At 71.0% G+C, this 12985-nt stretch carries 12 protein-coding genes and 1 pseudogene; 6 read left to right on the top strand and 7 right to left on the bottom strand.

Going from position 1 to position 12985, the window contains the following annotated elements:
* Positions 1–3: 3 nt before the first annotated feature.
* From hutH to GA0115254_RS39650, 5 genes are all read right to left on the bottom strand, one after another.
* On the bottom strand, positions 4–1554 hold the full coding sequence (gene hutH, locus GA0115254_RS39630; protein ID WP_093900099.1) for a histidine ammonia-lyase: 1551 nt from the start codon (positions 1552–1554) through the stop codon (positions 4–6).
* Positions 1555–1632: 78 nt separating this feature from the next.
* Entirely contained in the window at positions 1633–2802 is a 1170-nt protein-coding gene (locus GA0115254_RS39635; RefSeq protein ID WP_093900100.1) for a GGDEF domain-containing protein, read from the bottom strand.
* A gap of 85 nt (positions 2803–2887) precedes the next feature.
* On the bottom strand, positions 2888–3700 hold the full coding sequence (locus GA0115254_RS39640) for an enoyl-CoA hydratase/isomerase family protein (protein ID WP_093900101.1): 813 nt from the start codon (positions 3698–3700) through the stop codon (positions 2888–2890).
* A 75-nt stretch (positions 3701–3775) separates the two neighbouring features.
* Positions 3776–4948, bottom strand: coding sequence for an adenylate/guanylate cyclase domain-containing protein (locus GA0115254_RS39645; RefSeq protein WP_093900102.1), 1173 nt, complete (start codon positions 4946–4948; stop codon positions 3776–3778).
* A 321-nt stretch (positions 4949–5269) separates the two neighbouring features.
* Positions 5270–6175: a biotin--[acetyl-CoA-carboxylase] ligase gene (locus tag GA0115254_RS39650; RefSeq protein ID WP_093900103.1), complete on the bottom strand. Its 906-nt coding sequence runs from the start codon at positions 6173–6175 to the stop codon at positions 5270–5272.
* Positions 6176–6308: 133 nt separating this feature from the next.
* Here GA0115254_RS39650 and GA0115254_RS39655 point away from each other — a divergent pair, with 133 nt between their 5' ends.
* From GA0115254_RS39655 to GA0115254_RS39670, 4 genes are all read left to right on the top strand, one after another.
* The gene (locus GA0115254_RS39655) at positions 6309–7901 is read left to right on the top strand and encodes an acyl-CoA carboxylase subunit beta (RefSeq protein ID WP_093900104.1); all 1593 of its coding nucleotides are present in this window, start codon (positions 6309–6311) and stop codon (positions 7899–7901) included.
* Between the two features lie 14 nt (positions 7902–7915).
* A complete protein-coding gene (locus GA0115254_RS39660; RefSeq protein ID WP_093900105.1) occupies positions 7916–8125 on the top strand; it encodes an acyl-CoA carboxylase epsilon subunit in 210 nt (69 codons plus the stop codon).
* Between the two features lie 156 nt (positions 8126–8281).
* Positions 8282–8410 carry a morphogenic membrane protein MmpB gene (gene mmpB / locus GA0115254_RS47035; RefSeq protein WP_093900106.1) on the top strand — a complete coding sequence of 43 codons (129 nt, stop codon included), beginning with the start codon at positions 8282–8284 and terminating at the stop codon, positions 8408–8410.
* Positions 8411–8506: 96 nt separating this feature from the next.
* On the top strand, positions 8507–9118 hold the full coding sequence (locus GA0115254_RS39670) for a nucleoside triphosphate pyrophosphatase (protein ID WP_093900107.1): 612 nt from the start codon (positions 8507–8509) through the stop codon (positions 9116–9118).
* Positions 9119–9135: 17 nt separating this feature from the next.
* Here the strand turns inward: GA0115254_RS39670 and GA0115254_RS39675 are convergent, their stop codons facing one another.
* Positions 9136–9585 carry a hypothetical protein gene (locus GA0115254_RS39675; protein WP_093900108.1) on the bottom strand — a complete coding sequence of 150 codons (450 nt, stop codon included), beginning with the start codon at positions 9583–9585 and terminating at the stop codon, positions 9136–9138.
* 409 nt (positions 9586–9994) lie between these two features.
* On the opposite strand from GA0115254_RS39675, the gene GA0115254_RS39680 reads away from it, so the two are divergent.
* Positions 9995–11749, top strand: a complete 1755-nt coding sequence (locus tag GA0115254_RS39680) for an acetyl/propionyl/methylcrotonyl-CoA carboxylase subunit alpha (protein WP_093900109.1) — start codon at positions 9995–9997, stop codon at positions 11747–11749.
* Positions 11750–11835: 86 nt separating this feature from the next.
* Here GA0115254_RS39680 and GA0115254_RS39685 read toward each other — a convergent pair whose 3' ends face one another.
* Positions 11836–12048 (bottom strand): hypothetical protein, encoded by a 213-nt coding sequence (locus tag GA0115254_RS39685; protein WP_093900110.1) that lies wholly within the window; start codon positions 12046–12048, stop codon positions 11836–11838.
* A 241-nt stretch (positions 12049–12289) separates the two neighbouring features.
* On the opposite strand from GA0115254_RS39685, the pseudogene GA0115254_RS39690 reads away from it, so the two are divergent.
* Positions 12290–12865, top strand: a pseudogene (locus tag GA0115254_RS39690) (TetR/AcrR family transcriptional regulator); the annotation flags it as partial.
* Positions 12866–12985: the final 120 nt, after the last annotated feature.

Here is a 12985-nt window from a genome sequence, read left to right on the forward strand (position 1 = left end):
GCACTAGGCCAGCGGTCCGGTCACCGGCTCGACCGCGGCGACCAGCTTCCCGGCACGTACGAACGCGTCCGCCGCGGCCAGGTCCGGCGACAGGAAGCGGTCCGGTCCCGGGCCCTCGACACCTGCCGCACGCAGCGCCTCGATGGCGGCCTGCGAGGCGGGCGCGGGGGTGAGGCCCTGGGCGGCGCGCAGTTCGATGGCGCGGGTCGCCGCGTACAGCTCGACGGCAACGATCCGGGCGAGGTTGTCGACGGCGGTACGCAGCTTGCGCGCGGCCGACCAGCCCATGGAGACGTGGTCCTCCTGCATCGCGGAGGACGGGATCGAGTCGGCCGACGCGGGGACGGCGAGCCGCTTCATCTCGCTGACCAGGGCGGCCTGGGTGTACTGGGCGATCATCAGGCCCGAGTCCACACCTGCGTCGTCGGCGAGGAACGGAGGCAGTCCGTGCGAACGGTTCTTGTCCAGCAGCCGGTCGGTGCGGCGCTCGGTGATCGAACCGAGGTCGGCCGCGACGATCGCCAGGAAGTCGAGCACGTAGGCGACGGGGGCGCCGTGGAAGTTCCCGTTGGACTCGACCCGGCCGTCGGGAAGGACGACGGGGTTGTCGACGGCGGAGGCCAGTTCGCGGTCCGCGACGATCCCGGCGTAGTCGAGGGTGTCGCGTCCGGCGCCGTTGACCTGGGGCGCGCAGCGCACGGAATAGGCGTCCTGGACACGGGGCGCATCGTCCTGGTGGTGGCCGGTGAGGCCGGACCCGGCGAGGACCCGCAGCATGTTGTCGGCGCTGACGCCCTGGCCCGGGTGCGGGCGGATGGCGTGCAGCTCCGGGGCGAGCACCTTGTCCGTGCCGAGCAGCGCCTCAAGAGTGAGGGCGGCGGTGATGTCGGCGGAGGTGTAGAGGTTCTTCAGGTCGGCCAGGGCCATGACGAGCATGCCGAGCATGCCGTCGGTGCCGTTGAGGAGGGCGAGGCCCTCCTTCTCGCGCAGCTCGACCGGGGTGATGCCATGGGCGGCAAGCAGCTCACCGGCGGGGCGCACGGTGCCGTCGGGGCCCTCCGCGTCGCCCTCGCCCATCAGCGTCAGGGCGCAGTGGGAGAGCGGGGCCAGGTCGCCGGAGCAGCCGAGCGAGCCGTACTCGTGGACGACGGGGGTGATGCCCGCGTTGAGGACGTCGGCCATGGTCTGCGCGACCTCGGGCCGTACGCCGGTGTGCCCGGAGGCGACCGTCTTCAGCCGCAGGAACATCAGGGCGCGGACGACCTCGCGCTCGACCCGCGGGCCCATGCCGGCGGCGTGCGAGCGGACGATGTTGCGCTGGAGCTGTGCGCGGAGATCCTGGCTGATGTGCCGACTGGCCAGCGCCCCGAAGCCGGTGGAGACGCCGTAGACCGGTTCGGGCTTGGCGGCCAGCGCGTCCACGATCTCGCGGGCGGCGGCGAGTGCGCTCACGGCGGCCGCGGAGAGCTCGACACGAGCGTTGCCGCGGGCCACGGCGATGACGTCCTGAGCGGTGGTACCGGACGTCCCCACCACGACTGTATGCATATCCATATTCAGAAGCGTACGGATTGAATCCCTTCATGTCACTAGTGGTCGTGGGGTTGGCCCCTTACCGATCCGGTCACACGGTCAGGGCCGGCTGCCGCGCAGATGACGACGGTCATGCGGGGACTTCGGCGGCAAGTCGGCCAGCCGGATCACCTCGCCGTCGCGCCCCGCCACCACCGGCTTCGCGGAGCGGGCCGCCTTCGCCCGGTACTGGGCCGCGTCCGCCAGCCGGAACAGCCGCCGCGCCGACACCACCGGGCCGATCGGATCACCGGTCGACGCGATCCCGCACGCCACCCCATCACCGAGCTCCAACTCGCCTGCCCGTTCGCAGAGTTCGGCGGCCACCCGGATCACGTCGTCCGTCTCGGGGCCCACCGCGAGCAGGCAGAACTCATCGCCGCCGAGCCGGGCCGCGAGCGCATCGGGCAGCATGGCGCCGCAGCGGGACAGTACCGAGCCGAAACGCTCCAGCAGACGGTCGCCGACCGCGTGGCCATGGGTGTCGTTGACCCGCTTCAGACCATTGAGGTCGCAGACGACCAGGCTGACCACCGCCCCGTCCGCCCGATGCCGCTCCATCGCCTCGTCGAGCCGCACATCGACCGCGCGGCGGTTGGCCAGCCCGGTGAGCTGATCGGTGAAGGCGAGCTTGCGGACCTCTTCCAGCCGCTCGGTCTGGGCGATCCCGGCGGCGACGACGGCAGCCAGCACGGTCGCGAAGTCCGCGTCCTCCCGCCCGAACACCGGCTCCCCCACCGGGCGGGCCACATACAGCTCACCCCAGGCCCGCCCGTGCAGCACGATCGGCGCGACCACACAGCAGCCGCGCCCGCGCCGACGCAGGGCGGCCACCCGCTGGTGGCCGTACACGCGCCCGTACCCCCGCGCCTGCGCACCCCCGCCCCGAACGCCGCCCACCGGGCCGTCGGCGGTCTCCACCCAGGCGTCCGGCTCACCGCCCCCGGCCCACCGTTCGTGCAGGAACTCGGTGATCTCCGGAAACCGATGCACCGGGTACGCCTCCTCCTCGGGGAACTCCTCCTCCCCTTCGGCCCGTTCGCCCGCGTTGACCAGCACGCGCAGCCGCCCGCGCTCACGCTCCCAGACGGAGAGCGCGGCGAAACTGCCGCCCAACGCCTCGCACGCCCCCAGCGCAGCCGCTCGCCACGACCCCCGCGGGGTGTGTGCCGCCGCCATCGTCTGCGCAAGCGAAACCACGGCCCGCAGCCGCGCATCATCACCACCCATCGCTACAGCTTATGTAGTTTTTTGATGATTTGATCAATTTGGGACGTCGATGAGATTCACTGCGTTTCCTTGCATATACGCAACGTCACTCGCCGGGCCAGTTCGGCTTCCTCTTCTCGTTGAACGCGGCCACACCCTCGGCCCGGTCACCGGAGAAGGCCACCGAACGCCAGGCGGCGTCCTCGACTTCGAGTCCGGCCCGGAGATCGAGGCCGTGCCCGAGCCGCAGCGCCCGCTTGGCGGCACGCAGCCCCACCGGGGAGTTGGCGGCGATCCGGCCCGCGAGCACCAGCGCGGCCTCGCGGTCCCGTCCCGCCTCCACCAGCTCGTCGACCAGCCCCGAATCACGGGCCTCGGCCGCCTCCACCCGCCGGGCCGTGAAGACCAGCTCGGCGGCGCGCGCCGCACCGATCCGCCGCGGCAGCAACTGCGTACCGCCGCCGCCCGGAATGACACCGACCGACACCTCGGGCAGGCCCACCACCGCCGTACGGTCGGCGACGATCAGATCGCAGGACAGGGCCAGCTCGAATCCGCCGCCCAGCGCGAAACCGTGCACGGCCGCGATCGTCGGCATCGGCAGTTCGAGTACACCGGTGTACGCGGCGCGGGCGGTGGGGCGCTGGCGCAACAGCTCGGCGTCGGTGAAGGAATTGCGCTCCTTCAGATCCGCACCCACACAGAAGGCACGCTCATGGCTGGAGGTGAGGACGGTGACCCGTACGCCCGGGTCGGCGGCGAGCTCGGCGCAGGCGGCGGCGATCGAGCGGGCCATGTCCGTGGACACGGCGTTCATCGCCTTGGGCCGGTCGAGGACCAGCTCGGCGACGTGTTCCTGTCCCTCGTGGACCCGCACGACGACGAATTCCCCGAACCGCTGCTCGGACGTGACGGTCATGACTGCACCCCTCCGGTTAACGATCGTTACCGGAGGGATCCTATGGGGCGCCCGGGACAGCGGTCCGGGGCGATGTCAGGACGTGCCCCGGCGCGCCAGCAGCCAGGGCTCCACGACGCCGAGTCCGCGCACCGGACGCTGCCACATCGGCTGCAGCCCGTAGCGGTACTTGTGCACGGACGTCGGCTCCACGCCGTTCTGGCGCTCCTTCTCGGCCGCTGCGGCCTCCTCCGCCGCCTGCGCCTCGGAGGTCGGGGCGTCGCCGGTACGGGTCAGCTCCTCCGCGAACGCCCCGTCCACCAGCACGGCGTCCTTCGGCGCTATCGAGGTCAGCCGGCTGGCGAGGTTCACCGTCGTACCGAAGACATCGCCCATTCGGGTGGTGACCGTGCCGAAAGCGATGCCGACGCGCAGCGCGGGCATGGTCTCGTCCTGGGTCATCGCCTCGATCAGGCGCAGCGCGATCTCGGCCGCCGTGCGTGCGTCGTCGGCGGCGTAGAGGACCTCGTCGCCGAGGGTCTTGATGAGGCGGCCGCCGTGGGCGGCGACCAGGTCGGCGCAGGTGGTCTCGAACGACTCGACCAGCTCGCCGAGCTCCTCCTCCTCCAGCCGCCGGGTCAGCCGGGTGAACCCGACGAGGTCGGCGAAGCCGACGGCCAGGCGCCGGTCGACCATCTCCTCGTCGTCGGCGGCCTGCACGACCCGCCCGGTGGCTGCGGCGAGCTGGCGCCGCCACACGTACACCAGGAACTCCTCCAGCTCCGGGAGGAGCAGCTCGACCAGCGGGTACGTGACCTCGGTCCGGGTCATGCCGGGCTCGGGCGGCTCGGTCAGCCCCTCCAGGAAGGAATCGATCTGCCACTCCGCCAGCCGGGCGGTGGTCTGCCCGGTGGACCGGGCCACCTGGATCGCCATCGGCTCGCTGAGCAGCCCCGCCTCGACGAGACCGGCGAGCCTGCGCAGCGCCAGCACATCGGCCTCGGTGAGCGCCCTGGCCTGCCCGATGTCGGCGAAACCCATGGCCCGCCAGAACCGGGAGGCCAGGTCCATCGAGACGCCTGCGGTACGGGCCGCCTGGAACGGCGTGTAGCGCCGGTCGGCGCCCAGGATCAGCTGTTCCAGCCGGATCGCCAGGGGATCGTCGGTCGGTTCCGCCGTATGGTCGACTTCGTGATGCGGTGTCGGGTGGACCGAGGGTTCCGACGGGGGCTCCGCGCCCGCGCCGGAGGTCGTGTCGTCGACGGTCACCAGCCGCCTCCTGCCCGTTCCCTGCGCACTGCCCTGCCGATCTGTCGGTGGATCGCCTCAACGATACGACAGGTGTGCCGTGGCTCACGTCGCTATGGCCTCCGGGAATGTTCCTGGGTGGGCCGGGGGCGTGGGTGGTTGCGGCCGGTGGGTGGTTTCCAGGAGGGCGAGGATTCATGCCCCCGGTACGTGTTCTGGTGCGCCGGGTGCAGAGGCCGGAAGCAGACACACCTCGGCGGCCCACGCTCCGGCCCGGCAAGGGTCGGATGGGACGGAAGCGGAGGCCAGAGGCGGACACCCCGCACCGCCCCGGCCCGCTTCTCAGACCAGGCCGCCGCCGACGCCCCGCAGGTGCACGATGTCGCCCGCCGACACGGGTTCCTGGAGGCCGTCGTCGGTGGACAGGATCAGTCGGCCGTCGCCGTCGATCGCCACGGCCTCGCCGGTGAGCGTGCGGCCTCCGGGCAGCTGGGCACGTACCGTCCGGCCGAGCGTCGCGCAGCCCGCCGCGTACGCCTCCTGCAGGCCGCTCGCCGCCGCGTCGCCGTCCGCCGCGCGCCACTGGCCGTACCAGTGCTCCAGAGAGCGCAGTACGCCTCGCAGCAGCGTCTCGCGGTCGGTGGAGACTGCTCCGGCCAGGGCCAGCGAGGCGGCCGTGGGCGCGGGGAGTTCGTCGGTGCGCAGGGAGACGTTGAGGCCGATGCCCACGACGACTCCGTTGCCGGCTCGCTCGGCGAGGATGCCGCCCGCCTTGCGTTCCTCGCCCGGTGGGGTCTCTCCTGGACGGAGCTTGTCGGAGTCCTTGGGGACCGTCACGAGGAGGTCGTTGGGCCACTTCAGCGCCGTGTCGACGCCTGCCGCACGAGCCAGACCCGTCGCCGTCGCGACGCCCGCGAGCAGCGGCAGCCAGCCCCACCGCTGGACGGGGATGTCACCCGGTGTCACGAAGACGGAGAAGAACAGGCCCGAACGGGCCGGAGCCGTCCAGGTGCGGTCGAGGCGGCCGCGGCCCGCGGTCTGTTCCTCGGCGACCAGCACGGTGCCCTCGGCGAGCCCCTCGGCCGCGCGCCGGGCGAGGTCGGAGTTGGTGGACCCGGTGGTCTCCACGACGTCGAGCGAGGTCCACAGTCCGCCCGGCCGCAGCAGCCCGCGGCGCAGCGCGGGGACGTTCAGGGGCGGTCGGTCCAGGTCCGACCAGCGGCTGTGAGGCGCATCCGAAGGTGTCATGCAAGCCAGACTAGGTGTGGCAAACGACGCACTGCCGAACCGTATCCACGCCGATACCCTACGGATCAGTAGGTGTTCAGTACCTGATCAGCAGCAGAGTCGTCCCCGTGACCAGGCAGGGAGCCGCCACCCGATGTCCGAGCCGGAAGAGATCGACATCCACACCACCGCGGGCAAGATCGCGGACCTGCAGCGCCGTATCGACGAAGCAACGCACGCGGGCTCCGAGCGCGCGGTCGAGAAGCAGCACGCGAAGGGCAAGCTGACCGCCCGCGAGCGGATCGGCCTGCTGCTCGACGAGGGTTCCTTCGTGGAGCTCGACGAATTCGCCCGGCACCGCTCCACCAACTTCGGCATCGAGAAGAACCGCCCCTACGGAGACGGCGTCGTCACCGGTTACGGCACGGTCGACGGCCGCCCCGTCTGCGTGTATTCGCAGGACTTCACCATCTTCGGCGGCTCGCTCGGCGAGGTCTACGGTGAGAAGATCGTCAAGGTGATGGACTTCGCGCTGAAGACCGGCTGCCCGGTCATCGGCATCAACGACGGCGGCGGCGCCCGCATCCAGGAGGGTGTGGTCGCGCTCGGCCTGTTCGCCGAGATCTTCCGCCGCAATGTGCACGCCTCGGGCGTCGTCCCGCAGATCTCGCTGATCGTCGGACCGTGCGCGGGCGGAGCGGTCTACTCCCCCGCGATCACCGACTTCACCGTCATGGTCGACCAGACCTCGCACATGTTCATCACCGGCCCCGACGTCATCAAGACCGTCACCGGCGAGGACGTCGGTTTCGAGGAACTCGGCGGAGCCCGCACCCACAACACCACTTCGGGCGTGGCGCATCACATGGCGGGCGACGAGAAGGACGCCATCGAGTACGTCAAGTCGCTGCTGTCGTACCTCCCTTCGAACAACCTCTCCGAAGCACCGGCCTTCCCGGAGGACGCGGACCTCGCCACCACCGACGAGGACCGCGAGCTCGACACCCTCATCCCGGACTCGGCGAACCAGCCGTACGACATGCACACCGCGATCGAGCATGTGCTGGACGACGGCGAGTTCCTGGAGACGCAGGCCCTGTTCGCGCCGAACATCATCACCGGCTTCGGGCGTGTCGAGGGCTATCCGGTCGGCATCGTCGCCAACCAGCCGATGCAGTTCGCCGGCTGCCTGGACATCAACGCGAGCGAGAAGGCCGCGCGGTTCGTCCGCACCTGCGACGCCTTCAACGTGCCCGTCCTGACCTTCGTCGACGTCCCCGGCTTCCTGCCCGGCGTCGACCAGGAGTACGGCGGCATCATCCGCCGCGGCGCAAAGCTGATCTACGCCTACGCGGAGGCAACCGTCCCGCTGATCACGGTGATCACCCGCAAGGCCTTCGGCGGCGCGTACGACGTCATGGGCTCCAAGCACCTCGGCGCCGACATCAACGTCGCCTGGCCGACCGCGCAGATCGCCGTGATGGGCGCGCAGGGCGCCGTGAACATCCTGCACCGCCGCACGATCGCCGCCGTCACGGACCCCGACGAGGCAGAAGCAACCCGCGCCGAGCTGATCGCCGACTACGAGGACACGCTGCTCAACCCGTACGTGGCGGCCGAACGCGGCTACGTCGACGCGGTGATCATGCCGTCCGACACCCGCGCCCACATCGTGAAGGGGCTGCGCCAGCTGCGCACGAAGCGGGAGTCGCTGCCCCCGAAGAAGCACGGCAACATCCCCCTCTAGAAAGGGTCCTGGCCATGATCAAGGTCGTACGGGGCAACCCGACGCCTGAGGAGCTGGCTGCCGCGCTGGCGGTGGTCCGGGCACGTGCCGCGGCGACGGCGTCCGATGCGTCGTCCGGCGCGCCGACGCTGCCGGGCCAGTGGTCCGACCCGGCGCGTATCGCCCGGCGCGAGCGCCGTCTGCCGGGGCCGCGGGCCTGGGCGCGGACGTACTGGCCCGGGTAGCCACAGGAGCCCCTGTTCGTATGCGTGTTCGGAGGTCCGGGCCCCCTCGGGGTCCGGACCTCCGGTGTGTCCGGGCGCGCTCTGGTCCGTACGCACCAGAGCGGCTGAGTACCCGTACTCAGGCGCGGCATCCGCCCCCGCAGCAGGATCGGTCCCATGCTGTGGTCCGACCCGGAGAACAAGCCGCCGAAGGAACTGCGCGACGCCCAGGACATGATGCGGCGCGCGGGGCTGGTGCTTGCGCTCGCGATGGTGGTCGCGATGTTCGTGCTCGGGACGCGGTGAGGAGTGCGGCGGGCTCCGCCCCGGCCCCCGGCCCTCGAACGCCGGACGGACCGAGATCCGGCCGGGCGGGCCGGAAGCCGGCTCGCCCCTTCTACGATGGCGCGTATGACTGATCAGCGCCGTCTCGTGCTCGCCTCCGCCTCCCCCGCCCGTCTCGGCCTGCTGCGGCAGGCCGGATTCGCGCCCGAGGTGATCGTCAGCGGGGTGGACGAGGACGCGCTGAGCGCCCCGACGCCGGCCGAGCTGGCGCTCGTTCTCGCCGAGGCCAAGGCCGCCGCGGTGGCCGGCCGGCCGGAAGCGGCGGGTGCCCTGGTCATCGGATGCGACTCGGTGCTCGAACTCGACGGCGAGGCGCTCGGCAAGCCGGCCGACAGCGAGGAGGCCATCGCCCGCTGGAAGTCCATGCGCGGTCGGGCCGGTGTGCTGCAGACCGGCCACAGCGTGATCGACACCGCGACCGGGCGCAGGGCCTCGGCGACCGCCTCCACGACCGTCCGCTTCGGCGAACCGACGGACGCCGAGATCGCCGCCTACGTGGCCTCCGGCGAGCCGCTCCACGTGGCGGGCGCCTTCACGCTGGACGGCCGTTCGGCGCCGTTCGTCGACTCCATCGAGGGCGACCACGGCAATGTCATCGGGCTCTCTCTGCCGCTGCTGCGCCGGCTGCTGGGCGAGCTGGGGATCTCCGTGACCGAGCTGTGGGTCTGAGCCGGCCCCGTTCCGCGTCAGGCCGTGGCCGGAGTGCCGGGTTCGGCGTCGCTCGTCGACCGGTCGGCCTCGGGGCCGTACGCCACCAGCGACAGCACGATCAGGCCGAGCACCACCATCAGACACGCGAACGCGGCCCAGCCGACCAGCCCCACCGTCAGCGCACCCAGCACCCCGTGCACCACGGCGCAGGTGATGAGGGCGATACGGCCGATACGGCCCGGGGCCCGGTCGCGGATGCCGGCCAGCAGGAGAACCAGCCCGCACAGCAGCAGATACAGGCCGAAGGCGCCGCCCATCGCCCATGTGCCGTTGGACATGGCCGCGGATTCCAGCCCGGCCAGTGACATGTCCTGGTTCTTGACGACCGTCGCCAGGATGCCATTGATCACCACGATGCCCACGGCCTCCACGAACAGCACGATCGCGGTCACGAACGCCACCGGTCTGCGCACCACGGTGCTCACCCCCTGTTACCTGCAGTACGTGCGATAGCGCGGACCCTACTCATGGGTAACGCTCCGGACAAGGGTCCGGACGACCTTCGCGCCCACCCCGCACCTCCGAGGCGCACCCGTGCACCCCCTGCGCCCCCCTTGTCGCGCCCCTGGTGCGTCGAGCAAAGAATCGTTCGCCCATTAGTGGGGACTCAACAAAGAAACGCCGGGCGCGGCCGCTTGCAGTAACAGAGACCTGGACCACACCTCGTGGCTACTGTGCGGTCATGAATCCCGGCGTACCGTGGTGCCACAAGGGATTTCGCGACTTGAGCAATCCTCGAATCACACTCCGTGTGGGCAAGCTCACCATTGGGGACGGGTCGTAGGGCCGTGTCGGTAGTCCCTAAACTCAGCTTGTTTCAAGGAGGGAGCCATCGTGCGCAAGGTGCTCATCGCCAACCGTGGCGAAATCGCTGTCCGCGTTGCTCGGGCATGCCGGGATGCCGGAATCGGGAGCGTGGCCGTCTACGCCGACCCGGACCGCGACGCTCTGCATGTACGCGCGGCCGACGAGGCATTCGCTCTGGGCGGTGACACCCCGGCCGCCAGCTACCTGGACATGGCCAAGGTGCTCCAGGCTGCCAAGGACTCCGGGGCGGACGCGATCCACCCGGGATATGGCTTCCTGTCGGAGAACGCCGAATTCGCCCAGGCCGTCATCGACGCGGGTCTGACCTGGATCGGCCCGCCGCCGCAGGCGATCCGGGACCTCGGTGACAAGGTCGCCGCCCGGCACATCGCGCAGCGCGCCGGTGCCCCGCTGGTGGCCGGTACGCCCGACCCGGTCGAGGGCTCCGCCGAGGTCGTGGAGTTCGCGAAGGAGCACGGGCTGCCGATCGCGATCAAGGCCGCCTTCGGTGGTGGCGGTCGCGGGCTGAAGGTCGCCCGCACGCTGGAGGAGATCCCGGAGCTGTACGACTCCGCGGTCCGTGAGGCCGTCGCGGCGTTCGGCCGCGGGGAGTGCTTCGTCGAGCGCTACCTGGACAAGCCGCGCCACGTCGAGACGCAGTGCCTGGCCGACACCCACGGCAACGTCGTCGTCGTCTCCACCCGCGACTGCTCGCTCCAGCGTCGCCACCAGAAGCTGGTCGAGGAGGCCCCCGCGCCGTTCCTCTCCGAGGCGCAGAACGCGGAGCTGTACGCGGCGTCGAAGGCCATCCTCAAGGAGGCCGGTTACGTCGGTGCGGGCACCGTGGAATTCCTCGTCGGCCTGGACGGCACGATCTCGTTCCTGGAGGTCAACACCCGCCTCCAGGTCGAGCACCCGGTCACCGAGGAGGTCACCGGCCTCGACCTCGTACGCGAGATGTTCCGCATCGCGGACGGCGAGGAGCTCGGCTACGGCGACCCGGCCATGCGCGGCCACTCCTTCGAGTTCCGGATCAACGGCGAGGACCCGGGCCGCGGCTTCCTGCCCGCCCCGGGCACGGTGACCACGTTCGCCCCGCCGACCGGCCCCGGTGTCCGCCTGGACGCGGGCGTGGAGTCCGGTTCCGTCATCGGCCCCGCCTGGGACTCGCTCCTGGCGAAGCTCATCGTGACCGGTGCGACCCGTGAGCAGGCGCTTCAGCGGGCGGCGCGCGCGCTGGCCGAGTTCAACGTCGAGGGCATGGCCACCGCCATTCCGTTCCACCGCGCCGTCGTCACCGACCCGGCTTTCACCAGCGACCCGTTCCAGGTCCACACCCGCTGGATCGAGACCGAGTTCGTCAACGAGATCAAGCCCTTCACCGCCACCGCCGATGTGGAGGCGGAGGAGGAGACCGGCCGCGAGACCGTCGTCGTCGAGGTCGGCGGCAAGCGTCTTGAGGTCTCGCTGCCCTCGTCGCTGGGCATGAGCCTGGCCCGTACCGGGCTCGCGGCGGGCGCCAAGCCCAAGCGCCGCGCGGCGAAGAAGAGCGGCTCCGCGGTCTCCGGCGACACCCTGGCATCCCCGATGCAGGGCACCATCGTCAAGATCGCCGTCGAGGAGGGCCAGCAGGTCGGCGAGGGCGACCTCATCGTCGTCCTGGAGGCCATGAAGATGGAGCAGCCGCTGAACGCGCACCGCGCCGGCACCATCAAGGGACTCTCCGCCGAGGTCGGCAGCTCGATCTCCTCCGGCGCCGCGATCTGCGAGATCAAGGACTGATCGAGCGGTACCCGACGTTCTGCCGGGGCCCCTGCCGAGTCGCTCGACTCGGCAGGGGCCCCGTTCGGTCGTTCGGCGGTGGCACGTCACTCCCCGGCGGGTGACGCGTCGGCCGTCCTCGTGGCGAGCAGCAGGATCGGGGTCAACGCCAGGAAACCGGCCCCGGCGAGCAGCCCGGTCGCGTGGCCCTCGACCATCCCGTCCGGCCCCGGCAGATCCGCCGCCCGGACCGCGGCCCCGTACACCGTCACCAGCGCGGAAAGACCCAGTGCGCCGCCGACCTGCTGCATGGTCTGCATCAGCCCGGACGCGGCACCGGCCCGGTCCGGGGTGACGCTGGTGAGGCGCGAGGGCGAAGGCGGTGCGGTGCGGTGACGCGGTGTCGGCGTCGGTGTTCTTCATGGTGTCTGTCACTGTCTGCGGCATGGCGGCCTTGCCTCCAGGGAGGTCAAACGGAGGTGACTTCCGAAACGATTCGGAGAATCCCTCCGCATATGCAATGGCATCCTGGACCCAGGGCGGAAAAGGGAGGACTGCGCAATGGCGATGAGCACGGCACAGACGCCGGCCCGGCCGATGCGTGCCGACGCGCGCCGCAATTACCACCGGCTGCTGAGTGAGGCCCGCACCGCCTTCGCGGAACACGGCACCGATGCGTCCCTGGAGGACATCGCGCGACGTGCGGGCGTGGGGATCGGCACGCTGTACCGGCACTTCCCGAACCGGCACGCGCTGATGAACGCCGTCTTCCAGGAGGCCCTCACCTCCCTGATCACCCGTTCCCGCGAACTCGCGCGGGCGGAGCAGCCGTGCGGGGGCCTGGTGGAGTGGCTGGGCGCGATCATCACTCATGCGGGTGAGTACCGCGGGCTCGCCCAGGCGCTCATGTCGACGTCACGGGACGAGACTTCGGCACTTTCGCAGTGCAATGTGCCGCTGCGCGAGGCGGGGGCGGTGCTGCTGGCACGGGCGCAGGCGAGTGGGGCCGTGCGGGCGGATGTGTCCATCGACGACCTGATGCAGCTGACGAACGCGATCGCGCTGGCTGCGGAGCAGTCGCCGGATGATCCGGACTTGGCGGGGCGGCTGCTGATGCTGACCTTGAAGGGGCTGAAAGGGCCGAACGCGGAAGGGGTTGAGCGGTGCGGGTGCGCGCGGCGGGCTCAGGTGGCGTGGGCGACGTGCGGGTCCGACGTGCGCAGGGCCTGTTCGCCTCGCCCACCCCGTTCCCGAACC

The sequence above is a fragment of the Streptomyces sp. Ncost-T10-10d genome, assembly GCF_900091955.1.
Taxonomy (GTDB): Bacteria; Actinomycetota; Actinomycetes; order Streptomycetales; family Streptomycetaceae; genus Streptomyces.